Raw genomic sequence first — 22,816 nt, forward strand, 5'->3', positions numbered from 1 at the left:
GTCGAAGGGGGCCTCGCCGCGCAGCGCCTGACCGACCCGGTGCGGCAGCTCGACGGTCTCGTCGTCGAGCCGGATCAGCAGCCCGGCGGTGAGCAGGCGCTGCACGGGCCGGTCGGCGGGTGTGCCCGCCGCGGCGTCGCGGGTACGCCCGACGGGAGAGGTGCGCGCGAGGGTGTCGAGCAGGCTGCGCTGCGCCGGATCGAGGTCGGCGAGCAGGGCGCCGAGCTCGGACGGGGCCGGCAGCTGCTCGGGGTCGGGGCTGCGGCCGATTCGCCACGGCACCGCCTCGGACGCGGCCTTGACCAGCCGCAGCCCGTCGGCGGGACCCCACACGAGCGACAGCCGGCGCAGGCGGTCGAGGGACCGGTCGACGTTCTTGGCGGTGACGCGGCCGGACACGGAGTCGAGCAGCGCCCGGCGGGTCACCGGCTCCCGGTCGGCACCCAGCCGGGTCAGCGCGTCGATCACGCCGAAGTCGAGGACGGTGAGCTCGTCGGCGGCGCGGAACACCGAGGCACGCTGCTGCGCGCGGCCGGCCAGGACGGCCATCGTCGCGGGTGGCGGGACCACCAGGTCGGGGCGGGCGCGCAACAGCTCGGCGAGGTCGGCGTCGCGGCGGTCGCTCAGCCAGCGCGCGAGCGGCTCCGGGCCGGCCTCCGGCGCGGCGGGGTCGGTGGCGGTCATCGAGACCAGATTAGAGACCTGAAGTGGCTGTCCGTGAACCTGCCTGCCAAAATGAGCGCATGGCTGACAATTCGAAGAAGCAGTATGTCGATCCGGGGTGGCCCGAGGTGGCGGACGGGGACCACGCCGTCACCGAGTTGTCCTCGACTCGTTCCGGCCCGTTGTCCCCGTACGGCGAGGAGATGGAGTTCCCGTTGCCGGTCGACGCCCTGCCGTACACCCACCCCCGCACCGTCATCAACCGCTGATCGAAGCACGAAAGAGCCCCGCACCGGAAACGGTGCGGGGCTCTTTCGTGCGTCTGTGCCGGGTGTCAGTTCGGCAGAGCGGCGTTGACCGCGTCGACGAGGTTCTGGTCGACGGCGATCCCGGCCTGGCGCAGGGCGTCGAGACCCTGCTCGAAGCCGGCCCGCAGGCCCTGGGCCTCCGCGGGCAGAGCGGGAAGCTCGGGCACCTCGGGGGCGGCCTCGACGACCGGGGTGTTCTGGACGGTGCCGGCGCTCGTGGACGGGGCGCTGCGCTCCGTCGGGCTGCTGCTCAGGCCGAGGCTCGAGGAGCAGGACGGCCACGCGCCCCAGCCCTGGCCGGCGAGCACGCGCTCGGCGACGGTGATCTGCTGCTCGCGGGTGGCCTGGTTGGCGGTCGCCGCGTACTCGCCGCCGCCGTAGGCGTTCCACGTGCTGGGGGAGAACTGCAGGCCACCCTGGTAGCCGTTGCCGGTGTTGATGCCCCAGTTGCCGCCGGACTCGCACTGCGCGAGGCGGTCCCAGTCGGAGTCGGGAGCGGCGTTGGCGGTGCCGCTGAAGGCGACGCCCGTGACGCCGAGAACCGCGCTGGTCAGCGCGAACTTGGCGACGGTGCGGCCGGTGTTGGTGGGTTTGCGATGGCGTCCGCTCATGTCGGTTCCGGTTCCTCTCCGTACGCGCCTACGAGGTCAGCTGTCGGGTTCGGGCTGAAGAGGTAGCCCGGCCTCCTCGCCGGTGGGCGATTCGGCTTCACCCCTAGGACCGTCGCCGTGGCGGCGATCCGGGTGCCTCCTGGGAATCGGTGTTCCCTGGGAGACCGTTGGGTCCCCCGCTTCCTGCTCCCGTGGATCGTTTGTCGGGACACCCGGAATCCGCGGAGCAGGATTTGGCGCGACGGACCCGGGGTGGCCGAACCAACCGGCCGGACACGACGGTAACGGCTCGGGGCGGGGATTGTCACCAATTGATAACGCCGAGCGTGGCGAGGGCAGCGTGCGAGTGGCGCGTGGGGCGGGATGAAGTCGCAGGTAGGGACCAAAGTCCATTGCCGGGGCCGGTTCGCGACCTCGCCGTTATGCCGGTGTTATGTGAGGAACGTCACATGTAACTCGGGCGGTTGTCCACCGGGACGATGTCCTTCCCGAGCGGCAGCAGCGAGATCGGGACCATCTTCAGGTTCGCGAGCGCCAGGGGGATGCCGATGATCGTGATCGCCATCGCGATCGCCGTCACGACATGACCGAGGGCCAGCCAGATGCCGGCGACGACGATCCAGATCACGTTGCCGATCAGCGACCCGGCCCCCGCCGTGGGCTTGTCCACTACCGTCTTGCCGAACGGCCACAGCGCGTACATGCCGATGCGGAACGCGGCGATGCCGAACGGGATCGTGATGATCAGCACGAAGCAGATCAGGCCGGCCAGGAAGTACCCCAGCGCCAGCCACAGGCCGCCGAAGACCAGCCAGATGATGTTGAGCAGAATCCTCACGTGCGGTCCCTTCCGCGGGCGCGCCGGCCGGAGCGCAGCGCGAAGGTCATTGCCAGCACGAAACCGAGCGGCCAGGCGAGAGTCAGCAGATACAGCACCAGGCCCGGCCGGCCGTCGGTGACGACGGGGGTCAGGAAGATCGCCACCACGGCGACGATCCCGACCAGGAAACATGCCAGCGCGGCCTTGAGCAGGCCGTTGCCCGGTGCGGAAGAACTGGAGGTGCCCACGCGTTCCACCGTAGTGCTTCCCCGGCCGCCCGCGCCGCCGCCGGACTTTCGAAGGTGGACCCCGCCGGACTTTCGAAGGCGGACCCCGCCGCAGGTACACTGACGCATGTCTGCGCGTCCCGCACTCGAAGCGGGGCGCGTTGTTTTGCATATCCACTCGTGCCCCACCGGGGCACGGCTGTCGAGGAGCGGGTGAACGCAGTGCCTACCGGCAAGGTGAAGTGGTACGACATGGAGAAGGGCTTCGGCTTCCTGTCCCAGGAGGAGGGCGAGGACGTCTATGTGCGTGCCTCCGCGCTCCCGGCCGGGATCGAGGGCCTCAAGCCGGGTCAGCGGGTCGAGTTCGGCATGGCCGCGGGCCGTCGCGGACCGCAGGCGCTCAGCCTGAAACTGCTCGATCCGCTGCCGTCGGTGCGCCAGGGCGGGCGGCGTGAGGCGGCTCCCCAGAAGCGGCACTCGCCCGACGAACTGCACGGCATGGTCGAGGACATGATCAAGCTGCTCGAGGCCACCGTGCAGCCGGAGCTCCGCAAGGGCCGCCATCCCGAGCGCAAGACCGCCCAGCGCATCTCCGACGTGATGCGGGCCGTCGCGCGCGAGCTCGACTCCTGACGCCCGGCGTCGGTCCGATACGACGCGAGAGGGGCCTTCCGGGACAGCACCCGGAAGGCCCCTCTCGCATGCCGGACGGGGATCAGAACGTCTGGATCGCCCACACCGGTGCCTGCTCCCCGGTGGCGGGAAGCTGCAGCACCACATTCAGCAACTGTGCGCCGGGATCGGACGGCACCGTCACGGCCCGGGCCTGACCGGGCGTGTAGTCGCGGAACCCCTCGAAGATCTCGCCGGTGCGCGGATCTCCGTAGGTGACGTTCAGCCGCCAGTCCGAGTCGGTGATCTCCGACGGCAACGACAGCTGCAGCGGCCGGCCCGCCGGGACCTCGAGCATCACGGCCTCGAGGCCGGCGCACGTGCCGTCGGCGCTGCACAGGCCGGGCTCGACCGTGACCGTACGGCCCTGCGCGTACGCCGTCACCGTGGGCAGGCTCGGCGGTGCGGAACGGACGAGGGAGACCACGACCGCGGTGAGCCCGCCGATCGCGACCAGCGCCACGATCACCAGGATCGCGATCGTCTTCTTCGTCCGGGGCTGCAGTCTCATCACGTTCCGTTTCTCGTCGTACGTCCGCCTGGCCGCGGGATGCGACCGGTGGTCTCCTGGGTGGCGTGTTCCGGGCGTTTGCCACCGAAGCCCGGAACGACGGTGCCTCCACGGTAGGTGAGGATCGTCTGCGTCAGACCGAGGACCAGCACGACGGTGACCACGGTGAACCCGAGCCAGTACTCGGTCGGCAGGAGGACCCCCAGGGCCCCGCCGAAGACCCAGCTCAGCTGCAGCACCGTCTCCGAGCGACCGAACCCGGACGCGATGGACTCCTCCGGCAGGTCCTGCTGCAGCGACGCGTCCAGCGACACCTTCGCCAGCGCGCTCGCGCACGATCCCACCAGCGCCACGAGGGCCGCCGTGATCAGGTTGCCGGTCGCGGCGGCCAGCGCCGCCATCACCGTCACGGCCGCGGTGCACCGCACCACGATCAACGCGGGACGGCCCAGTGTGAGCCGCGCACCGGTCGCGTTGCCGGTGAAGTTGCCGATGGCCGCGGCCGCGCCGACCAGACCCAGCATCCCCGCCTGGACCAGGGGCTCGTGCTCGGTCTTCGACTTGGCGACGAACGCGATGAACAAGGTCAGGAAGCCGGTGAGCACGCGGATCGTGCCGTTGCCCCACAAACCGGTGAGCACGGCCCGCCCCAGCGGCTGCCGGCGGCTCTTCGCGCCGCCGGTGGCGCGCGCGGGCGTCGCGATCACTTCGGTGCGGTTCCCGACGACCTCGGTGCGGGCCTCGGCGCCGTGATACGAGAGCGTGGCCGGCACCTCGCCCTCGGTGACCTCGACCCACGACGGGATCCGCATGCTCAGGTACGCGCCGAACGCCGTGATGACGGCGCACAGCCACAGTGCGCCGGACGATCCGAACATCCAGGCCGCGGCGGCTGCGACGGCTCCGGCGCCCATCGTGCCGCCCACCAGGCCGAACACCGTCAGCCGGGAGTTCACCCGGACCAGATCTATCTCGGGCGGCAGCACCCGCGGCGTCACCGCCGATTTGAGCACCGCGAACGATTTGGACAGCACCATCATCGCCAGCGCGGCGGGGTACAGCCCCCAGCTGTCGAAGTTGAACACCAGCACCACGGCGAGCACGGTGCGCGCGGCGAACGACGTTGCCAGCGCCAGCCGGCGGCCGTGCTGCAACCGATCGAGCAACGGACCTATCAGCGGGGCGATCACCGCGAACGGGGCGATCGTGATGAGCAGATACAGCGCGACCTTGGTCTTGTCCTCGCCCGTGGCCGCCGAGAAGAACAGGGTGTTGGCCAGGGCCACGGCGACCGCCGCGTCGCTCGCGAAGTTCGCCATCGTCGCGTAGGTCAGGGCCGTCAGGCCCGAGCGGTCCGCACCGTCCGCGGTGGCGGCCCGGCGGAACGTCGCGATGCCCTTGCTCGTGAGTTCACGGCTGCGCAGCGCCGCGACGCGGGTGACCGTGAGCTTCCGTGGCATCCGCGGGGCCCGCGGAGCGCCGGCGCGCGCCCCGCGGGAGGCGTCGTCGCCCCGGTGCTTGCGGGCGTCCTCGACCGGGTGCAGCGGCGGCAGGGGGGTGCGTCGCGCAGACGTACGCCGCGGCGGCGGATAGCTGCCGTTGCCGGGGTGCGGGGCCCGGGCCGACGGGCGGGGACGACCGCCGACGTCGGCGCGACGGCCCGCGTCGTCGTGCGCGCGCTCCTCGTCCGAATCGGTCACGGCACAATTCTGTCGCACCGGGCGGATCGGTGTTCGGTGGCGTGCCCCACCTGCGGCGCGGTCACGGCACGAACCGCACCTCGAACACCGACGGCCAGTACTTGCCGGTGACGAGGAAACGATCGGTACCGGGCAGGTGTGCGATTCCGTTGAGCACGTCGATGCGCTCGCGCTGCCCGTCGGTGAACCGCTCGCGCAGCGCCCCGGCGTCCACCACGGCGGTCACCCGGCCCTCGTCCGGGTCGATGCGCAGGATCTCGTCGGTCTTCCACACATTGGCGTACACGGCGCCGTCGTCGGTGCATTCGAGTTCGTTGAGACGCGTGACGGCACGGCCCTCGCGCAGCACCGTCACCCGGCCCGTCTCCGCGAAGGTCCCGGGGTGCCGGAACGTCAGCTGCGCGGTGCCGTCGCTCATCACCAGCCGGTCGTCCTGGGCGCACAGCCCCCAGCCCTCCCCGTCGTAATCGGCGCGGCCGCGTTCGGTCAGGGTGTCCCGGTCGCGGGCGACCGCGACCCCGTCACGCCACGTCAGCTGCCACACCGTGGAGCCGGCGACGGTGATGCCCTCGCCGAACATGTCGTCCGGCACCGGCACCCGGACCCGTTCGGCCCCGGTGGCCAGCGACCGCGCCGCGATCCACGACCGGCCGGACAGGCCGGTGCCCTCGAGCAGCTCGTCGCCGGACACCTCGAGGCCCTGCGTGAACGCGGTGGGATCGTGCGGGTGCACGGCCACGACCTCGGCCCGCAGGCGCTCGGGCGGCGGACCCGGATCCGCCGGGGCGGAGTCGCACGCGGCCGCCGCGACGCAGGCGGCGACCGCGGCCGCGACGGAGAGAGGACGGCGGCGCATGCCCACATGATGGCAGCCGAGGGTCGCGGCGGCGGTTCCGTGCGGCAGAATGGGGTCCGTGAGTGGTGTGCCTTCCTCAGTTGCGTCCGGCTCCGCGTCCGCCTCTACCGAACAGCTCGTGCAGCCTCTGCTGGCCGACGCCGTCGACGTCGCGCGGGCCGCGCTGCTGGACGCGGGAGAGACCGGCGTCGGCGCGTACCTCGGCGTCGCGGCCGAGGACGACTGCGCCGCCACCCACCGGTTCGCCGCGGAACTGCCCGGGTACCGGGGCTGGCAATGGGCCGTCGTCGTCGCCGCCGCACCCGGCTCGGACCGGGTGACGGTGAGCGAGCTGGCGCTGCTGCCCGGCCCGGACGCGCTCGTCGCGCCGCGGTGGGTGCCGTGGAACGAGCGGATCCGGCCCGGCGACCTCGGTCCCGGCGACCTGCTCGCGCCCCCGGCGGGCGATCCGCGCCTCGTGCCCGGCTACGTCGCCACCGGCGACCCCGAGATCGACGACACGGCCCTCGAGATCGGCTTCGGCCGCACGCAGGTCATGAGCCTCGAGGGCCGCGTCGAGGCGGCCCAGCGCTGGTACGACGGCGACTACGGCCCCGACTCGGAGATGGCCAAGGCCGCGCCCTCGACGTGCCGGCTGTGCGGGTTCTACCTTCCCCTCGCGGGTTCCCTGCGGGCAGCGTTCGGGGTGTGCGGCAACGAGTTCGCCGCCGACGGCCACGTGGTGCACTCGGCGTACGGGTGCGGCGCCCACTCGGACACCACCCTGCCGACCGGCGCGGGCTCCCCGGTCCACGAGGCGTACGACGACTCCGCCGTCGAGGTCGTCGCCCTGCCGCCGGCCGGTGCGAGTGCGGAGGCGCACGTCCCGGAGGCCTCGGCGGAGACCGGGTCCGGGAGCGCCGAGAACACGGAGAGCGCCGAGAATACGGAGAGCGCCGAGAACACAGAGAGCGCCGAGAACGCAGAGAGCGCCGACGACACGGCCGCGGCCGCACCGCCGGAACAGACCGACTGAGGATGCCGCGCCCCGACCCCGCCGACCCCTTCGGGACCGCGGCGCTGCGCGAGGGCACCCTGCTGGCCTGGGCGTCGTCCCCGACGCGGCTGCGGGAGGATGCTGCCACCGAGGCCGATCTCGTCCGGGCCGGCTACCGGGACCGGGTGCTCACCGAACTCGCGCAGAACGCCGCCGACGCGGCCGCGCGCGTAGGCGTGCCGGGCGCGCTGTGCCTGTGGCGCGACGGCGACGACCTGCACGTCGCGAATACCGGCGCGCCGCTCGACGAAGCCGGCGTGCAGGCCCTGACGGCGCTGCGGGCGTCGAGCAAGACCGGCGGGGTCGGCCGGTTCGGGGTCGGCTTCACCGCCGCGGCCGCGGTGAGCGAGGACATCGAGATCCGTTCGCGGTCCGGATCGATCCGCTTCTCCGCCGCGCGCACCCGGGACGCGCTGGCCGACCGCGGCCTGCCCGCCCCGGAGTCCGGCATCCCGGTGCTGCGCCTCGCGTGGCCGGCGTCCACGCCGCCGGCGCCCGGCTGGGACACCGAGGTGGTGCTGCGGCTGCGTCCCGGGATCGACGCGGAGACGCTGCTCGAGGGGTTCGCCGCGGAGGCCGTGGATCTGCTCCTCGAGCTGCCCGCACTGGCCGCCGTCACGGTGGGCGGCCGCGAGCTCACCCGCACCTGCACCGAAGCCGAGTCCGGACTGCGCGTGGTCGCCGTCGGGGAGCGGACCTGGTGGGAGTATGCCGGGCCCGACGCCCGCTGGCTCGTTCCCGTCGTGGACGGGGTGGTGGTGCCGGTGCCGCAGGACGTGCTGCGCGCTCCCACCCGCTCCGACGAGGAACTCTCGTTGCCCGCGCTGGTGGTCGCCGACGTGCCGATGCAGCCCGACCGGCGCCGCCTGCTCCCCGGCGCCCCGGTGGCCGGACTGGCGCGCGGCTACGCCGGCTTCGTCGCGGCGCTACCGCCGCGGCAGCGGCCGTCGATGGTTCCGGTTCCCGGCTTCGCGCGCAGCGAGGTCGACGCGCTGCTGCGTGAGGCCGTGCTGCAGGAGTTGCGCGCGCATCCGTGGCTGCCCCCGGCCGCCGGCGGCGACGATCTGGTCCCGGACCGGGCCACCGCGCTGACCGGTCTCACCGACGAACTCGCCGCCGTCCTCGCCGACGTCGTGCCCGGCCTGATCCGGCCCGATCTGTGCGGGCCGCGGTACGCTGCGGCGCTCGGCGCCGTCGACGTGCACCGCCTCGGGCCGGCGCGGATCGCCGAGCTGCTCGCGGGGGTCGAGCGCGAGCCTGCGTGGTGGTACCGGCTGTACGAGGCGCTCACCCCGCTGGTCGTCGACTCGGTGGTGGCCGAGGAACTCGCCGCGATCCCGGTGCCGCTGTCGGACGGCCGCACCGTCACGGGGCCGCGGACCGTCGTGCTGGGCACGGACGTCGGGCACCTGCGCATGCCGTGGGTGCGTCTCGTGCACCCCGACGCTGCGCATCCCCTGCTCGCCCGGCTCGGCGCGGGCACGGTCACGGCGGCGGATCTGCTCGCGGACCCGGCGCTGCTCGCGGCGGTCGAGGACGCCGACGTCGACGACCACGAGGCGACGGCCGAGCTGGCCGACGTCGTGCTCCGGCTGGCGGCGCAGGTGCCGGCCGAGGCGGTGCCCCGGGAGCTGGGGGCGTTGCTGCTGCCCGATGTCGACGGCGAACTCGTGCCCGCCGACGAGCTGTTGCTGCCGGGGGCGCCCCTCGCGGATGTGCTGGTCGACGACGCGCCCTTCGCCACCCTCGATCCGCAGGTGGCGGAGCGGTACGACGCGGAGGCGCTGCGGGCCGTCGGCGTCGGATGGGGTTTCACCGTGCTGCGTGCCGAGCTGCCCACCGGTCCCGATCACGACCTGCCCGACGAGGAGCAGTGGTGGGGAACCCTCGACGAGGACCCCGAGTCGCTCGTGGCGGTGCGCGACCTCGACCTCGTCGACGACGCCCGCTGGGACCGGGCCCTGTCGCTCCTCGTCGCCGAACCCGGCACGGCCGCGGCCCTCGGCGACCGGCGCGGCTACACCGCCTGGTGGCTGCGCACCTACGCGTCGCTGGGCGGCCGGACGCTCGGGCACCTGCGCGCGCCCGACGACGAGGCGTTCGCCGGCCTGCTCGACCCCTGCCCGCACCCGGACGCGGACCGCCTGCGGCCGTGCCTGGCCGCGACGGATGTCGAGAGCACGGAGACGGCCGCGCTGCTTCTCGACCGCCTCGCCGATCCCGACCGCGCCCCCGCCCCGGCCGTCACCGCCCATGCCCACGCCGCCCTGGCCGCGGCGAGCGCCGCCGGCATGCTCGACCTCGACGCCCTGCACCTGCCCGACGCCGTCCGCAGCCTCGCCGGGTCGATCGTCGACGCGGCGGACGCGCTGGTGCTGGACCGGCCGTGGCTCGCCGCCGTGGTGCCCGCCGACCGGCTCGTGCTCGGCACCCTGCCGACCGCACCGGTCCTCGCCGACCTCCTCGACGTCCCCCTCGCCTCAGCCGAGGTGTCCGGACACGTCACCGGCCCGGGCCGCGCGGCCGGATGGCGGGACGAGCCCGCCGCGGTGCTCGCGGCGGCCGTCGCGCAGCGGCCGTTGCCGCGTGGACCCCTCGTCGTGCACGAGCGGCTGACCGTGCGCTGCTCCGGCGCGGTCACCGGCGAGCGCGACGTCTCGTGGTGGGTCGACGGGAGCGGTACGACGCACTGCACCGGCCCGGGGCTGGCCGCCGCCGTCGCGGCGCTCTCGCCGCCGGAGCCCCGATGAGCATCGACACGACGACCCTCGACGGCGTGGTGGAGCTCCGCGAACCCACGCTGACCACCCTCGTCACCGCCGTCACCCACACCGGCGGTACCGTCGCCGTCGCCGTCGTCACGACGGTGCTGACGATGCTCATGCTGCGTGCGGGCCGTCGCGACGATGCGCTGCTCCTGTCCGCGACGATCCTGACGGGCTGGCCGTTGATGAGCCTGCTCAAGCTGCAGTTCGGGCGGGAGCGGCCGCCGCAGCCCGTGCGCCTCGTCGAGCTGACCACGCACTCGTTCCCGTCCGGGCACGCCATGATGACCGCGATGCTGGCGACGGTGCTCGCCGTCGTGATCGCCTGGCAGTCGCCGCCCGGCAGCCGCCGGGCGCTCGTGGCGTACTGCGCCCTGGGCGCCTACACGCTCGCGGTCGGGCTCTCGCGGGTCTACCTCGCGGCCCACTGGCTGACCGATGTCGTCGCCGGGTGGCTGCTGGGGTCGTTGTGGGCGCTGCTGTGGGTGGGGTTGATCACGCGGGTGCGGGCCCGGCTGTGACCGCGGCCGTGGGGCCGGGCCGCGTGGGACCCGCTCGTCAGTCCAGTCCGACCTGTGCGCCGCGCCGACCCAGCCGAGCCGCCCGGCGCTGTACGAGGTACACGGCGAATCCCAAGAGCCCCACGATGATTCCCGCAACACACACGGGCAGGGCGGCCGGCCACCGGTCGCCCGCGGCGAGCACGACGATCGTCGCCACCGTCCACAGTGCCGTGCCGATCGCCAGCGCGGGACGGGGATCGGCGAGGCGCCGTGTCCGCTCGGCCACCGTTTGCGCGTCGTTCACGATTTCAGGCTAGTCCAGCCCGATTGCAATAATCTCCCGTTGCGACGCAGCCCCCATCCCAGAGCGGAAGTCGATATGGCCCAATCCTCAGAGCGGAAGTCCGGCACGGCGGTCGGCACCTCGTTCCTCGACACCTACTTCAAGATCACCGAACGGGGATCGACGGTCTCGCGGGAGGTGCGTGGCGGCGTCGTCACGTTCGTCGCGATGGCCTATATCGTGGTGCTCAACCCGCTGATCCTGGGCAGCTTCTCCCCGGACGACGCCTCGGCCAAGGTCGACGTGCTCGGCAACATTCTGCCGATCAACCAGGTCGCCGCCGTCACCGCGCTGGTGGCCGGACTGATGAGCATCGTCTTCGGCGTCGTGGCCAACTATCCGTTCGCCATCGCGGCCGGCCTGGGTATCAACACCCTGCTGGCGGTCACCATCGCACCCCAGGTCACGTGGCCCGAAGCGATGGGCCTCGTGGTGATCGACGGCATCATCATCGTGGTCCTCGCCCTCACCGGCTTCCGCACCGCCGTGTTCAACGCGATCCCGCCCGAGCTCAAGGCGGCCATCGCGGCCGGCATCGGCGCGTTCATCGCCCTGATCGGCATGGTCGACGCCGGATTCGTGCGCCGCCTGCCGGACGCGGCCGGCACCACCGTCCCCGTCGGGCTGGGCATCGACGGCTCGATCGCGTCGTGGCCGACCGCCGTGTTCGTGTTCGGCGTGCTGCTCATGGGGGTGCTCATCGTGCGCCGGGTGCCCGGCGGGCTGCTGATCGGCATCGTCGTGACCACGGTGGTCGCCGCGATCGTCGAGGCGGTCGCCGCGGTCGGGCCGTCGCAGGGCACCAACCCGAAGGGCTGGAATCTGAGCACGCCGGAGGTGCCGGACACGGTGGTCGGCGTGCCGGACCTGAGCCTGGTGGGCAACGTCGACCTCTTCGGCGCGTTCACCCGGATCGGCGTGATCGCCGCGACGCTGCTGGTGTTCACGCTCGTCCTCGCCAACTTCTTCGACGCGATGGGCACGATGACCGGTCTCGGCAAGGAGGCCGGTCTCGCCGACAAGGACGGCAACCTGCCCGGTATCGGCCGTGCCCTCGTCGTCGAGGGCACCGGGGCCGTCGCCGGCGGCGTGGGATCTGCGTCGTCGAACACGGTGTTCGTCGAGTCCGCCTCCGGCATCGCCGAGGGTGCGCGCACCGGCCTGGCGAACGTGGTGACCGGCGTGCTGTTCCTCGCCGCGATGTTCCTCACCCCGCTCTACGAGATGGTGCCCGTCGAGGCCGCCGCCCCGGCCCTCGTGGTGGTGGGTGCCCTGATGATCGGGCAGGTCCGCGACATCGACTTCACGCAGTTCGCCATCGCGTTGCCGGCGTTCCTCACGATCGTCGTCATGCCGTTCACGTACTCGATCGCCAACGGCATCGGCGTCGGCTTCATCACGTGGGTGGTCCTGCACGCGGCGGCCGGGAAGGCGCGGACGGTGCACCCGCTGCTGTGGGTGGTGGCGGGCTTGTTCGTCGCCTACTTCGCGGTGGACCCGATCACCGAACTGCTCACCTGATACGCGGCGCGATGTGTCCGGTCGGTCCCGTATTGTGCACGCCATGACATCGGAACATCGCACGCTCGCCGGCGACCTCTCGTTGGCAGTTGTGCGCCTGACGCGCCATTTGCGGGGGCGGCGCTCCGATTCCCGGGTTTCCCTGACTCAGCTGTCGGCAATGACCACGCTGAGGCAGGAGGGAGCGATGACCCCCGGCGCGCTGGCCGCGCGCGAGAAGGTTCAGCCGCCGTCCATGACGCGCGTGATCGCCTCGCTCGACGAGCTCGGGCTCGTCGAGCGGACCCCGCATCCCACGGACGGACGACAGGTCATCGTCTCGCTCTCGGATGCGGGCCTGGCACTGCTCGTCGACGAGCAGCAGGCCCGCGAGGCCTGGCTGACCGAACGTCTGGCCACGCTGGACGAGGACCACCTCGCCACCCTGCAGGACGCCGTGGGCATCATCAACAAGCTGGTCAGCGAGGCGGAGTGAGCCGGTCCCGGCCCGCAGGGCCGAGTCTGCGCCCGGACGGCACGGGGTAGCGCGGAGCGCGAACCCGCCGACGGGACGCCGGTGCCACCTGGGAGAATCGACGGCGTGGTTCACGTCATCGACATCGAGGATCCCGCCGACCCCCGGCTGGACTACTTCCGAGACCTCAACTCGTCGGATCGCCGGCCGGACCTGCCCGCCGGCAAAGGCCTGGTGATCGCGGAGGGCGTGCTCGTCGTCCAGCGGATGCTCGACTCGCGGTTCGCTCCGGGCAGCCTGCTCGGGGTGGATCGCCGTCTCGGTGAACTCGCCGACGACCTGCGCGACGTCGACGTGCCGTTCTACCGCACCTCGGCCGAGGTAATGGCCGAGGTCGTCGGCTTCCACCTCAACCGCGGGGTGCTCGCCGCGGCGCACCGGCCGCCGGCGCTCGACCTCGACGACGTCCTCGAGAAGGCCACCACCGTCGCGGTGCTCGAGGGCGTGAACGACCACGAGAACCTCGGCTCGATGTTCCGCAACGCCGCCGGTCTGGGCGTCGATGCCGTCCTGTTCGGCAAGGGCTGCGCCGACCCGCTGTACCGGCGGGCGGTGCGGGTGTCGATGGGGCACGTGCTGCGGGTGCCGTTCGCGCACGTCGAGCGGTGGCCGCACGACCTGAACCGGTTGCGGGCGCGGGGCTTCCAGCTCATCTCGCTCACGCCGAACCCCGAGGCCGTGCCGCTGGCCGAGGCCATGACGGGGGAGAAGGTCGCCCTGCTCCTCGGTGCCGAGGGCCCGGGGCTGACCGAGCAGGCGATGCGCGCGACGGACGTGCGGGCACGCATTCCGATGGCTCCGGGCACCGACTCGCTCAACGTCGCCACGGCTGCGGCGATGGCGTTCTACGAGCGGGTACGGCTCCCGCGGTGATCGCACCCTTGCGCGCCCCGTCGACACCGTGGTCGACGGGGTTGACGCTGACGGGCTTCGCCCTCGTCGTCACCGTCGTCACGATCGTCGCGTTCGGGCTCGAACTCGGGCGCGTGCACCCCTTGCTCGCGGTGATCGTCAACCTCGTCGCCGCGGCCGGGATCACCCCGACCCTGTGGTGGTGGCGGCGGGTGCCGGTGTGGCGGTGGATCGTCGCCGGCGTCGCGGCCGGAGTTCCGGTCGGCTGGATCGTGCTGCTCGGCGCGACGACGTTCTGAGCGGCTCCGCAGCCGCGCGCGAATCGGACAGCGGCGCCGGTTATTCGGCGTGTGGGTGACCGGACAGCGCGCGACCGCGTGCGGAGGTTCGTCGCGGCCACCACCACCGTCGCGCGGGCGGGCGGGCCGGCTCGTCGCGTGCGGTGGGCGGTCGCTCGCCCTCGCGGTACAGCTCGAAGCCCCACACCTCGATCTCGTGGGGGTCGAGTTCGCCGCCGGCGCGGCCCGTGTAGCGGAACCCGAGCCACGCGGCGTTGGCGGCCTCGGCGAACCGGCGGGGGTGGAACGGCAGCGCCTGCGGATCGGGCAACACGTCCAGCGGCCAGCGGATGGGGAACTCCCCACCCCAGAACGGCCGCTCCCACACGAACGGCAGGCCGTCGTCCTCGACGATGTCGACGGGCGTGGCGTCGAACGCCCGTCGCAGCGTGCCGCGCCGCCAGGCCCCGACAGCGCCCCGCGCCCCGGTGGGGTCCGACACGACGAGGTAGGTGTTCTCGGAAGCGACGGTGCGGCTCCAGCTTTCGGGCAGCTGCGACGGACGCGTGGCCGCGAGGTCCGGGCTGCACACCACCGTCACCCCGGGGAAGCTGCCCACGTAGACCCGGCCGGGGCCACCGGCCGCGGCCTGCGCGAGCGGCACCCGGTCCAGCGGTTCGGACGACATCCCGGGGTGCAACCGCCCGACGAGCGCGTGGGCCGTCTTCCGGTCGGCCCGCGCGGCGCGCAGCACCTCGCCGGGGTCGGGGGCGTCGACGTACCAGATGGTCGACACGGCCGCCGCCACCATCGGTGGACCCGAGCCTCAGACGCGCCCGTTGCTGCGCACGCCGAGCAGCACGTCGTCCCACGAGGGGAGGGCGGGCTTGCCCCGCTTGTCCTTGCCCGGGCTCTGCTGCGGCGCCAGCTTCGGCCGGTCCTCCTCCGCGTCGGGCTCGGGCAGGCTCGCCGCCATGGGCCGGACCTCCTCGACCTCCGCGTCGATCACGGCGGGCGGCGGATCGAGGGTGATCGCCTCGGCGACGACGTCCTCCCGGTCGGGCCCGTCGTTGTCCCCGCTGTCGTCGACGTCGCGCGCCGTGTACACCGGTGTGAGGCAGCGCAGCGGCCGCCCGCAGTCCGGGTCGATCAGCTCGGTGGCGGTGTCGTCGAGCGGGAGGATCGTGCCGCCGTGCGCATCGGGCTGGTAGCGCCAGTGCCCGGTGTTGATGGACCGGCCGGCGGCCCACTGCAACTGAGCCACCCAGTGGCCCTCGTCGTCGCGCCACGCGTCCCACGTGGCGGCGTCGATGCTGTGCCCTCGTGCCCGGAACGCCTGGGCGACGATCTCGGCGAGCGTGTGCACGGCCGGGCCGTCCGGGCGCACCGGATGCCCCTGCTGGGCCATCTCGGCCGCGCGGGAGCGCTCGAGCAGCACGGGGTAGGCGAACCGCTCCACCTTCGCGAGCGGGATCCCGGCCTCCTCGGCGACCTGCTCGACGGACGCGCCGGAGCGGATGCGGGCCTGGATCTCGCGGGGGCGCAGCTGGCTGGTGGTCTCGATCTGAATCTGCCCGAGGCGGGCGAGGTCGCCGCGGGAGGCGGCGCGGAGCGTGTCGTCGATCGGGATGCGGAATCTGTCGCCGTTTTCGGGATCGGCAAGCACGACGTGCGTTCCGTCGGGCTCGAGGCCGACCACTCGAAGCTCTCGCACCATGACCTCCTCGCGGGCAATCGCGATTGACCCGCCCGACTGTAACGGACTCGTGACCCCTGCGGAGCAGGACACGCCGACACGCCGGGGGACCCTGTGGCACGAATCCGTCGACGTGGCGCTATTGTCCAAGGTTTCCCCGAAAGTCTCTACTACTCGTCGAGGGTTTGGGGGCGCGCGCGAGACGGCAAGCGGGGCCGGACCCGATCCGGATCCGACCCCGCCCCGAACGGTTGTGCTACTGCCCTACATCTGGGAGACCACCCAGTCGACGCACTTGGTCAGCTGGGTGACGTCCTCGGGGTCGATGGCCGGGAACATGCCGATGCGCAGCTGGTTGCGGCCCAGCTTGCGGTACGGCTCGGTGTCGACGATCCCGTTGGCGCGCAGGATCTTTGCGACCTGTGCGGCATCCACCGAGTCGGCGAAGTCGACGGTGCCCACCACCTGCGAGCGCAGCGCCGGATCGGCGACGAACGGGGTGGCGTACTCGGAGGCCTCGGCCCAGTCGTACAGCCGCGACGACGAGTCCTTGGTGCGGGCGGTGGTCCACTCCAGGCCGCCGTTGCCGTTCATCCACTCGATCTGGTCGGCCAGCAGCAGCAGCGTGCCCACCGCCGGGGTGTTGTACGTCTGATCCTTGGTGCTGTTGTCGACGGCGATCGGCAGCGACAGGAACTCGGGGGTGAAGCGGCCCGAGGCCTTGATTTCGTCCACCCGCTCGAGCGCGGCCGGGCTCATCAGCGCGATCCACAGGCCGCCGTCGGCAGCGAAGCACTTCTGCGGCGCGAAGTAGTAGACGTCGAAGTCCTCCGCGGCGACGGGCAGGCCGCCGGCACCGGACGTCGCGTCGATGGCGACGAGGGCGTTCTCGGAGCCGGCCGGACGGGTGACAGGCACCGCGACACCGGTCGAGGTCTCGTTGTGGGCCCAGCCGATGAGATCGGCCGATCCGTCGGCGACGATCTCCGGTGCGGTGCCCGGCGCGCTGTCCACGACGATCGGGTCACCGATCAGCGGATTCTTCTTGGCGACCGTGGCGAACTTCGACGAGAACTCGCCGTAGGTGAAGTGCTGCGACTTCTCGCGGATCAGGCCGAACGCGGCCGCGTCCCAGAACGCGGTGGTGCCACCGTTGCCCAGCACCACCTCGTAGCCGTCGGGCAGGGAGAACAGCTCGCGCAGACCCGAGCGGATGCGGGCGACGACGTCCTTGACGGGCTTCTGCCGGTGGCTGGTACCGAACACCGAGGCACCGACCTCGACCAGGGACTGCAGCTGCTCGGGGCGAACCTTGGAGGGGCCGCAGCCGAAGCGGCCGTCTGCGGGCTTGAGGTCGGCGGGAATGATCGGTGTAGCGTCAGCCATCGGTATGCGTGTCCTAAACGTCGAGGAACGAGTGCACCGGTAGTCTAGACGGCCCCCGCCGGGCGGCCGGACGGACGGGCACCCGGCGAAGAGGGGCCGTCCGCCCGGTTGGGCGGGTCAGTTGTGGGTGATGGCGTCCCAGCCCTCGACGCTCTCGGGGCTGCGCGGGTCCGGGCCGGTGTAGATCGCGGCCGGGCGTACCAGCTTGCCCAGGCGCTTCTGCTCGAGGATGTGCGCGCACCAGCCGGCGGTGCGGCCGCAGGTGAACATCGCCGGCATCATCGCGGCCGGGACCTCGGCGAAGTCGAGGATCACCGCGGCCCAGAACTCGACGTTGGTCTCGATGGCGCGATCGGGGCGACGCTCGCGCAGCTCGGCGAGGGCGGCCTGTTCGAGCGCCGCGGCGACCTCGTAGCGCGGGGCGTTGAGGCGCTTGGCGGTGTCGCGCAGCACCCGCGCCCGCGGGTCCTCGGCGCGGTAGACGCGGTGGCCGAAGCCCATCAGCTTGTCCTTGCGGTCGAGGATGCCCTTGACCAGCGCGCGGGCGTCGCCGGTGCGTTCGGTCTCCTCGATCATCGGCAGCACGCGCGCCGGGGCGCCGCCGTGCAGCGGGCCGGACATCGCGCCGACCGCACCGGACAGCGCGGCGGCGACGTCGGCGCCGGTGGAGGCGATGACGCGGGCGGTGAAGGTGGAGGCGTTCATGCCGTGCTCGGCCGCCGAGACCCAGTACGCGTCGATCGCGGCGACGTGCGCCGGGTCGGGCTCACCCTTCCATCGCACCATGAACCGCTCGGTGACGGTCGCGGCCTCGTCGATGCGCTTCTGCGGCACGGCGGGCTGATAGATGCCGCGCGCGGACTGCGCGACGTAGGACAGTGCCATCACGGCGGCGCGGGCGAGGTTCTCGCGGGCGGTGGCGTCGTCGATGTCGAGGAGCGGCTCGAAGCCCCAGATCGGGGCGAGCATCGCCAGGCCGGCCTGGACGTCGACGCGGACGTCGCCGGTGTGGATCGGCAGCGGGAACGGCTCGGCGGGGGGCAGGCCCTGGCCGAACTTCCCGTCGACCAGCAGCGCCCACACGTCCCCGAATGTCACCCCGCGCGTGACGAGGTCCTCGATGTCGACGCCGCGGTAGCGCAGCGAGCCGCCGTCCTTGTCGGGTTCGGCGATATCACTGGTGAAGGCGACCACGCCTTCGAGGCCGGCGACGAAATCCTCGGGTACAGACGCGCGCGATGCCATGACGGTTGGGCTCTCCTCGTTCGGTGCAACCCGGTCCGGGCAGCACTGCCGGTGAAGCGGGACTCGGCGGATGTGATCGGCGCCCCACTCCGTTCGTCGGTGCGACTGTAGTCCCCCCGGACTGGACGCTGAGCGATGGGATACCCAGGAGTAGCGTCGATCATCGTGTCCACCGATCCACAGCCCGGCGCCGAGAACGCCGAGGGACTGCCTCCGGGTGCGGCCGAGCACGCCGACCTGGCCTCGATGCGTGTCGACTACACCCCCGTCGGCCCGCAGGGCGCCACCGCCGCCGACGAGGATCTCGAGCCCGAGTGGCTCGCCGACGGGTGGCTGCCGCTGCTGCGCCGCTGGCTCGGCGACGCCGCCGCGGCGGGGCTGCCCGAGCCGAACGCGATGGTGCTCGGCACCGTCGACGAGCACGGGCGGCCCGTCACCCGCACCGTGCTGTGCAAGGGCGTCGACGCGGACGGGGTCACCTTCTTCACCAACTACGACTCCGACAAGGGCCGGCAACTCGCCGCGACGCCCTACGCGTCGGCCACGTTCACCTGGATCCCGATCTTCCGCCAGGTCACCGTGCGCGGACCCGTCGAGCGGGTCGGCGAGGCGGAGACCACCGAGTACTGGCACTCCCGGCCCCGCGGCTCCCGTCTCGGGGCGTGGGCGTCGCAGCAGTCCCGGCCGATCGAGTCGCGGGCCGCGCTCGAGCACGCCCTCGTCGAGGTCGCGGAGCGCTACGGCATGGACGCCGAGATCCCGGTGCCGCCGCACTGGGGTGGGCTGCGGATCCGCCCCGAGTCGGCCGAGTTCTGGCAGGGCCGGCCCAACCGCCTGCACAACCGGGTGCGGACCCGGCTGGTCGACGGGCGGTGGATCACCGAGCGTCTGCAGCCGTGAGGCGACTGCTCGCCGACACCACACCGCTCGAGAATCGCGACTACCGCCGGTTGTGGACCGCCGGCATCGTCACGGTCATCGGCGCCCAGCTCAGCGTGGTCGCCGTGCCGCAACAGATCTACGAGATCACCCGCAACTCCGCCTACGTGGGCCTGACCGGCGTGTTCGCCCTCGTGCCGCTCGTGGTGTTCGGGCTGTGGGGCGGGGCCCTGGCCGACGTGATGGACCGCCGCCGGTTGCTCACGCTCACCACCGTGGGCATGGGTGTGACGTCCCTGCTGCTGTGGGCGCAGGCCGCCGCGGGTCTCGGGAACGTGTGGCTGGTGCTGGTGCTGCTGTCGCTGCAGCAGGCTTGCTTCGCGGTCAACCAGCCGACGCGCGGCGCCGTGATCCCGCGGCTCATCCCGAAAGGCCAACTGGCGGCCGCGAATTCGTTGAACATGACGGTGATGCAGTTCGGGGCCATCGCGGGGCCGCTGCTGGCCGGCGCCCTGATCCCCGTGCTCGGCCTGCCCACCCTGTACCTGATCGACACCGTCGCGCTGCTCGCGACGCTGTGGGCGGTGCTCGCGCTGCCGCCGATCCCGCCGACGGGGCAGGCCCGGCGGGCGGGCCTGCGCGAGGTGCTCGACGGGTTCCGCTACCTGTCCACGCAGAAGATCCTGCTCGCCTCGTTCGTCGTCGACATCGTCGCGATGGTGTTCGGCATGCCGCGGGCACTGTTCCCGCAGATCGCCCACGATTCGTTCGGTGATCCCGCGCAGGGCGGGCTCGCGCTCGGCCTGCTGTTCGCGGCGATGTCGGTCGGTGCGGTGCTCGGCGGGGTGTTCTCCGGGTGGTTGCCGCGGGTGCGCCGGCAGGGCCTGGCGGTGATCGTGTGCATCGTCGCCTGGGGCCTGGCGATGATCGGCTTCGGCGTCGCGGTGGGCGCGGCCGAACCGGGTGGCACCGCGGTGTGGCTGTGGATCGCGCTGGCGTTCCTGGCGTTCGGCGGCGCGGTCGACATGGTCTCGGCGGCGTTCCGCTCGACGATGCTGCAGTCCGTCGCCACCGACGAGATGCGGGGCCGGCTGCAGGGCGTGTTCATCGTCGTCGTCGCCGGCGGACCCCGCATCGGCGACGTCCTGCACGGCGGGGCGGCCGCGCTCGTGGGCACCGCGATCGCCGCGGCGGGCGGCGGAGTGCTCGTCGTGGTCGGCGTGCTGGTGTGCGTGCTCGCCTTCCCCGCGTTCGTGCGGTACCGGGTCGACCGCACGATCCGCTGATCCGTCACCCCCAGGGATCCTCACGCCGCCACACCTGCGGCAGGTGCAGGCGTACGCCGTCGCGCTCGGCGAGCTCGCCGAGGACCCGCATGGTGACGTCCAGATCGTCGCCGGCGTAGGGCAGGGCGCGCAGCGGCCGGTCGAGCGGGCGGAAGAAGTCGTCCCAGTGCACGAGCACCGCCCGCCGCGCGCCGACCGTGCGGACGGTCTCCGCCCAGTAGGTGCGGATGTACTCCTCGCTCTGCACGCCGAGTTGGCCGACGCCGAGATAGACGACCTCGGCGCGCCGACCGGCCAGCGCCCCGGGCCGGAATCCGGCGCTGCCCTGGATCAGCAGGGTACGGCCGTCGGCATGCGCGACGAACGTCGACCACGCCTCGCCGCACCGGTACGCCGCGGCCCGCGCGGGCGGGACCACGGGCGCGTCGATCGTGCCCGGGTATCGGTCCGGCGGACAGTGCTCCGACGCGACGAGCGTGACGGTGAACCCGCCGAACCGCAGCGGCTCACCGGGGGTGGCGACGACGATCCGCTCCGGGGGAAGGCCGTGCCCGCGACCGACGTTCGCGGTGGACTCGCCGCCGACGAGCGCCGCACCCGTCCGCTCGGCGACGACCGCGGAATCGAGCACATGATCGAAGTGGCTGTGGACGGGCAGCACGGCCGCGAGCCGGGTCGCGCCGGCGCGGGCCAGGCACGCGTCGATCCGGGCCGCGTCGGGTGCGAGCCGGCCCAGCGCGACGGCGCCGAGACCGGGCCGGGTGAAGAAGCCGTCGGTGAGCAGCGCGTCGGTGCCGTCGTCGACGAGCAGGGTGGACACGCCGAGGAACGTCACCGCCGGGCGGGACGCCGATGTCGCGGCGGGGACGTCGAACCGGTCGGCGTAGGCGGCGAGGTCCGGGCGGCCGAGGCGCAGTCGCATCCGGTCATCGTAGGCGCGGGACTCACTCGTGCGGCGCCGGACATCGTGGAGAACTCGCCCGCGATCGCCGAGGCCACAGCCGTGATCGTCGAATCCCTGACCCGCTGAGTCCGTCCGCGGGACACTGGGCGCATGTCCGATCCGACGAACTACCGGATCCGAGGGGGCGGGTACCGCGCGGAGGTCTCCAGCTCGGGGGCGGCCCTGCGGGTGCTCGAGCACGAATCGGCGACCGGGCCGTACCGGCTGACGGAGAGCTGGCCGGAGAACGAGCGCCCCCCGCTGCGCTCCGGCACGGTGCTCGCCCCGTGGCCGAACCGCATCCGGGACGGGCACTTCTACTTCGACGGCATCGAGCATCAGCTCGCGCTCACCGAGCCCGAACGCGGCAACGCGGTGCACGGGTTCGCCTGGCATCGAGACTGGGTTCTGGTTTCCCACAACGATTCTCGCGTCGAGCAGGCGCTGGATGTGGGGCTGCACAAGGGGTGGCCGTACCAGCTGCGGCTCACCGCGGCCCACGAGGTGGGCGACGACGGGCTCACCGTCACGCACACCGCCACCAACGTCGGCGGCTACCACTCGCCGTTCGGGCTCGGTGTGCATCCGTACGTGCGTGCGGGCGACGCACCGCTCGACGAGTGCACGCTGCGCCTGGCCGCCGGCACCCGGCTTCCGCTCGATCCCGGGCGCGGCCTGCCGAACGCGTACTCCCAGCCGGTCGAGGGCACCGACTTCGACTTCACCGCGCCGCGGCCGCTGCGGGGGGTCGAGCTCGACACCCCCTACAGCGCGCTGGACGTGGACGTGGACGGCCGGGCCCGGCACGAGCTGCGTGGCCCGGACGGCAGGGGAGTGCAACTGTGGGCCGGGCGCGAGTTCGCCTGGCTGCAGGTGTTCACCGCCGGCGCCGTCCCCGAGCTCGAGTATCCGGGGCGGAGGCGGGCCCTGGCGCTCGAGCCGATGACGTGTCCGCCGGACGCCTTCAATCTCGGCATCGATCTCGTCGTGCTGCAGCCCGGGGAGACCTGGACGGGCCGGTGGGGCCTGACCGCCCTGCCGGCCGCGTGACCGGTTCCCGCACCGCCGGTGCGGACACGCCGACGGGCGCTCACCGCGACGGCGCCGGGAACGTGATATGCGATATCGACGCAGGTGAGCGCCGTTCCGGGGGTCGCGACCGACGGTTCCGGTGCCCTCGTGGCACACCTCCGATCCGGCG

At 72.7% G+C, this 22,816-nt stretch carries 24 protein-coding genes, 1 pseudogene and 1 riboswitch; of the genes and pseudogenes, 12 read left to right on the forward strand and 13 right to left on the reverse strand.

Annotation, left to right across the window (positions count from 1 at the left end; genetic code table 11):
* Window positions 1-684, reverse strand: a pseudogene (locus G6038_RS17770) (DNA-binding protein); the annotation flags it as partial.
* A gap of 59 nt (window positions 685-743) precedes the next feature.
* On the opposite strand from G6038_RS17770, the gene G6038_RS17775 reads away from it, so the two are divergent.
* Complete coding sequence (locus G6038_RS17775) at window positions 744-932, forward strand: hypothetical protein (protein WP_165039134.1); 189 nt, start codon at window positions 744-746, stop codon at window positions 930-932.
* Window positions 933-997: 65 nt separating this feature from the next.
* Here G6038_RS17775 and G6038_RS17780 read toward each other — a convergent pair whose 3' ends face one another.
* The 3 genes from G6038_RS17780 to G6038_RS17790 all read right to left on the reverse strand — a co-directional run bounded on the left by G6038_RS17780 (window position 998) and on the right by G6038_RS17790 (window position 2,659).
* The gene (locus tag G6038_RS17780; protein ID WP_165039135.1) at window positions 998-1,582 is read right to left on the reverse strand and encodes a transglycosylase family protein; all 585 of its coding nucleotides are present in this window, start codon (window positions 1,580-1,582) and stop codon (window positions 998-1,000) included.
* Window positions 1,583-1,591: 9 nt separating this feature from the next.
* Window positions 1,592-1,816, reverse strand: a riboswitch (cyclic di-AMP (ydaO/yuaA leader).
* A gap of 211 nt (window positions 1,817-2,027) precedes the next feature.
* Window positions 2,028-2,420, reverse strand: a complete 393-nt coding sequence (locus G6038_RS17785; RefSeq protein ID WP_165039136.1) for a YccF domain-containing protein — start codon at window positions 2,418-2,420, stop codon at window positions 2,028-2,030.
* Window positions 2,417-2,659, reverse strand: a complete 243-nt coding sequence (locus tag G6038_RS17790; RefSeq protein WP_165039137.1) for a hypothetical protein — start codon at window positions 2,657-2,659, stop codon at window positions 2,417-2,419. Before G6038_RS17790 ends, G6038_RS17785 begins: the two co-directional genes overlap by 4 nt.
* A 192-nt stretch (window positions 2,660-2,851) precedes the next feature.
* Between G6038_RS17790 and G6038_RS17795 the strand changes: the two genes are divergently transcribed.
* Window positions 2,852-3,262: a cold-shock protein gene (locus G6038_RS17795; RefSeq protein ID WP_346772847.1), complete on the forward strand. Its 411-nt coding sequence runs from the start codon at window positions 2,852-2,854 to the stop codon at window positions 3,260-3,262.
* A gap of 82 nt (window positions 3,263-3,344) precedes the next feature.
* Here the strand turns inward: G6038_RS17795 and G6038_RS17800 are convergent, their stop codons facing one another.
* The 3 genes from G6038_RS17800 to G6038_RS17810 all read right to left on the reverse strand — a co-directional run bounded on the left by G6038_RS17800 (window position 3,345) and on the right by G6038_RS17810 (window position 6,368).
* A complete protein-coding gene (locus tag G6038_RS17800; protein WP_165039139.1) occupies window positions 3,345-3,812 on the reverse strand; it encodes a DUF2771 family protein in 468 nt (155 codons plus the stop codon).
* Window positions 3,812-5,512, reverse strand: a complete 1,701-nt coding sequence (locus G6038_RS17805) for an MFS transporter (protein ID WP_165039140.1) — start codon at window positions 5,510-5,512, stop codon at window positions 3,812-3,814. Before G6038_RS17805 ends, G6038_RS17800 begins: the two co-directional genes overlap by 1 nt.
* Before the next feature lie 61 nt (window positions 5,513-5,573).
* Window positions 5,574-6,368, reverse strand: a complete 795-nt coding sequence (locus G6038_RS17810; RefSeq protein WP_165039141.1) for a glutaminyl-peptide cyclotransferase — start codon at window positions 6,366-6,368, stop codon at window positions 5,574-5,576.
* A 49-nt stretch (window positions 6,369-6,417) separates the two neighbouring features.
* On the opposite strand from G6038_RS17810, the gene G6038_RS17815 reads away from it, so the two are divergent.
* Genes G6038_RS17815 through G6038_RS17825 form a run of 3 tightly spaced genes read left to right on the forward strand, consistent with a single transcriptional unit; the run spans window position 6,418 to window position 10,690 of the window.
* On the forward strand, window positions 6,418-7,383 hold the full coding sequence (locus tag G6038_RS17815) for a DUF3027 domain-containing protein (protein ID WP_206025001.1): 966 nt from the start codon (window positions 6,418-6,420) through the stop codon (window positions 7,381-7,383).
* Between the two features lie 2 nt (window positions 7,384-7,385).
* The gene (locus G6038_RS17820; RefSeq protein WP_165039143.1) at window positions 7,386-10,154 is read left to right on the forward strand and encodes an ATP-binding protein; all 2,769 of its coding nucleotides are present in this window, start codon (window positions 7,386-7,388) and stop codon (window positions 10,152-10,154) included.
* Complete coding sequence (locus G6038_RS17825) at window positions 10,151-10,690, forward strand: phosphatase PAP2 family protein (protein WP_206025003.1); 540 nt, start codon at window positions 10,151-10,153, stop codon at window positions 10,688-10,690. The genes G6038_RS17820 and G6038_RS17825 overlap by 4 nt, the downstream gene beginning before the upstream one ends.
* 37 nt (window positions 10,691-10,727) lie before the next feature.
* Here the strand turns inward: G6038_RS17825 and G6038_RS17830 are convergent, their stop codons facing one another.
* On the reverse strand, window positions 10,728-10,976 hold the full coding sequence (locus G6038_RS17830; protein WP_165039145.1) for a DUF2530 domain-containing protein: 249 nt from the start codon (window positions 10,974-10,976) through the stop codon (window positions 10,728-10,730).
* A 75-nt stretch (window positions 10,977-11,051) separates the two neighbouring features.
* Here G6038_RS17830 and G6038_RS17835 point away from each other — a divergent pair, with 75 nt between their 5' ends.
* From G6038_RS17835 to G6038_RS17850, 4 genes are all read left to right on the forward strand, one after another.
* Window positions 11,052-12,536 carry an NCS2 family permease gene (locus G6038_RS17835; RefSeq protein WP_165039146.1) on the forward strand — a complete coding sequence of 495 codons (1,485 nt, stop codon included), beginning with the start codon at window positions 11,052-11,054 and terminating at the stop codon, window positions 12,534-12,536.
* A 43-nt stretch (window positions 12,537-12,579) separates the two neighbouring features.
* Window positions 12,580-13,011, forward strand: coding sequence for a MarR family transcriptional regulator (locus tag G6038_RS17840; protein ID WP_029541818.1), 432 nt, complete (start codon window positions 12,580-12,582; stop codon window positions 13,009-13,011).
* 105 nt (window positions 13,012-13,116) lie between these two features.
* Window positions 13,117-13,923 carry an RNA methyltransferase gene (locus G6038_RS17845; RefSeq protein ID WP_165039147.1) on the forward strand — a complete coding sequence of 269 codons (807 nt, stop codon included), beginning with the start codon at window positions 13,117-13,119 and terminating at the stop codon, window positions 13,921-13,923.
* Entirely contained in the window at window positions 13,920-14,201 is a 282-nt protein-coding gene (locus G6038_RS17850) for a DUF2537 domain-containing protein (protein WP_165039148.1), read from the forward strand. The genes G6038_RS17845 and G6038_RS17850 overlap by 4 nt, the downstream gene beginning before the upstream one ends.
* A gap of 40 nt (window positions 14,202-14,241) precedes the next feature.
* Here the strand turns inward: G6038_RS17850 and G6038_RS17855 are convergent, their stop codons facing one another.
* The 4 genes from G6038_RS17855 to G6038_RS17870 all read right to left on the reverse strand — a co-directional run bounded on the left by G6038_RS17855 (window position 14,242) and on the right by G6038_RS17870 (window position 18,507).
* A complete protein-coding gene (locus G6038_RS17855; RefSeq protein WP_346772846.1) occupies window positions 14,242-14,976 on the reverse strand; it encodes a hypothetical protein in 735 nt (244 codons plus the stop codon).
* A 30-nt stretch (window positions 14,977-15,006) separates the two neighbouring features.
* Entirely contained in the window at window positions 15,007-15,894 is an 888-nt protein-coding gene (sepH, locus tag G6038_RS17860) for a septation protein SepH (RefSeq protein ID WP_346772848.1), read from the reverse strand.
* 246 nt (window positions 15,895-16,140) lie between these two features.
* Complete coding sequence (serC, locus tag G6038_RS17865) at window positions 16,141-17,262, reverse strand: phosphoserine transaminase (RefSeq protein WP_165039150.1); 1,122 nt, start codon at window positions 17,260-17,262, stop codon at window positions 16,141-16,143.
* A gap of 117 nt (window positions 17,263-17,379) precedes the next feature.
* Window positions 17,380-18,507: a citrate synthase 2 gene (locus G6038_RS17870; RefSeq protein ID WP_165039151.1), complete on the reverse strand. Its 1,128-nt coding sequence runs from the start codon at window positions 18,505-18,507 to the stop codon at window positions 17,380-17,382.
* A gap of 246 nt (window positions 18,508-18,753) precedes the next feature.
* On the opposite strand from G6038_RS17870, the gene pdxH reads away from it, so the two are divergent.
* Together pdxH and G6038_RS17880 are read left to right on the forward strand one after the other, a co-directional pair.
* Entirely contained in the window at window positions 18,754-19,407 is a 654-nt protein-coding gene (gene pdxH / locus G6038_RS17875) for a pyridoxamine 5'-phosphate oxidase (RefSeq protein ID WP_165039173.1), read from the forward strand.
* Complete coding sequence (locus G6038_RS17880) at window positions 19,404-20,672, forward strand: MFS transporter (protein ID WP_006936119.1); 1,269 nt, start codon at window positions 19,404-19,406, stop codon at window positions 20,670-20,672. The genes pdxH and G6038_RS17880 overlap by 4 nt, the downstream gene beginning before the upstream one ends.
* A 4-nt stretch (window positions 20,673-20,676) precedes the next feature.
* Here the strand turns inward: G6038_RS17880 and G6038_RS17885 are convergent, their stop codons facing one another.
* Window positions 20,677-21,594: an MBL fold metallo-hydrolase gene (locus tag G6038_RS17885; RefSeq protein ID WP_165039152.1), complete on the reverse strand. Its 918-nt coding sequence runs from the start codon at window positions 21,592-21,594 to the stop codon at window positions 20,677-20,679.
* Window positions 21,595-21,726: 132 nt separating this feature from the next.
* Here G6038_RS17885 and G6038_RS17890 point away from each other — a divergent pair, with 132 nt between their 5' ends.
* On the forward strand, window positions 21,727-22,665 hold the full coding sequence (locus G6038_RS17890) for an aldose 1-epimerase family protein (protein ID WP_165039153.1): 939 nt from the start codon (window positions 21,727-21,729) through the stop codon (window positions 22,663-22,665).
* The last annotated feature ends 151 nt before the right edge of the window (window positions 22,666-22,816 follow it).

This window comes from Rhodococcus sp. 14C212 (assembly GCF_011058195.1).
In the GTDB taxonomy this organism is placed as follows: Bacteria; Actinomycetota; Actinomycetes; order Mycobacteriales; family Mycobacteriaceae; genus Rhodococcus; species Rhodococcus aetherivorans.

What these genes read in the sequence shown, in the direction of transcription:
- G6038_RS17775 (WP_165039134.1), top strand. Translation starts at nt 744, where the DNA reads ATGGCTGACAATTCGAAGAAGCAGTATGTCGATCCGGGGTGGCCCGAG.
- G6038_RS17780 (WP_165039135.1), bottom strand. Translation starts at nt 1,582, where the DNA reads ATGAGCGGACGCCATCGCAAACCCACCAACACCGGCCGCACCGTCGCC.
- G6038_RS17800 (WP_165039139.1), bottom strand. Translation starts at nt 3,812, where the DNA reads ATGAGACTGCAGCCCCGGACGAAGAAGACGATCGCGATCCTGGTGATC.
- G6038_RS17810 (WP_165039141.1), bottom strand. Translation starts at nt 6,368, where the DNA reads ATGCGCCGCCGTCCTCTCTCCGTCGCGGCCGCGGTCGCCGCCTGCGTC.
- G6038_RS17815 (WP_206025001.1), top strand. Translation starts at nt 6,418, where the DNA reads ATGGGGTCCGTGAGTGGTGTGCCTTCCTCAGTTGCGTCCGGCTCCGCG.
- G6038_RS17820 (WP_165039143.1), top strand. Translation starts at nt 7,386, where the DNA reads ATGCCGCGCCCCGACCCCGCCGACCCCTTCGGGACCGCGGCGCTGCGC.
- G6038_RS17825 (WP_206025003.1), top strand. Translation starts at nt 10,151, where the DNA reads ATGAGCATCGACACGACGACCCTCGACGGCGTGGTGGAGCTCCGCGAA.
- G6038_RS17835 (WP_165039146.1), top strand. Translation starts at nt 11,052, where the DNA reads ATGGCCCAATCCTCAGAGCGGAAGTCCGGCACGGCGGTCGGCACCTCG.
- G6038_RS17840 (WP_029541818.1), top strand. Translation starts at nt 12,580, where the DNA reads ATGACATCGGAACATCGCACGCTCGCCGGCGACCTCTCGTTGGCAGTT.
- serC (WP_165039150.1), bottom strand. Translation starts at nt 17,262, where the DNA reads ATGGCTGACGCTACACCGATCATTCCCGCCGACCTCAAGCCCGCAGAC.
- G6038_RS17870 (WP_165039151.1), bottom strand. Translation starts at nt 18,507, where the DNA reads ATGGCATCGCGCGCGTCTGTACCCGAGGATTTCGTCGCCGGCCTCGAA.
- pdxH (WP_165039173.1), top strand. Translation starts at nt 18,754, where the DNA reads ATGCGTGTCGACTACACCCCCGTCGGCCCGCAGGGCGCCACCGCCGCC.
- G6038_RS17885 (WP_165039152.1), bottom strand. Translation starts at nt 21,594, where the DNA reads ATGCGACTGCGCCTCGGCCGCCCGGACCTCGCCGCCTACGCCGACCGG.
- G6038_RS17890 (WP_165039153.1), top strand. Translation starts at nt 21,727, where the DNA reads ATGTCCGATCCGACGAACTACCGGATCCGAGGGGGCGGGTACCGCGCG.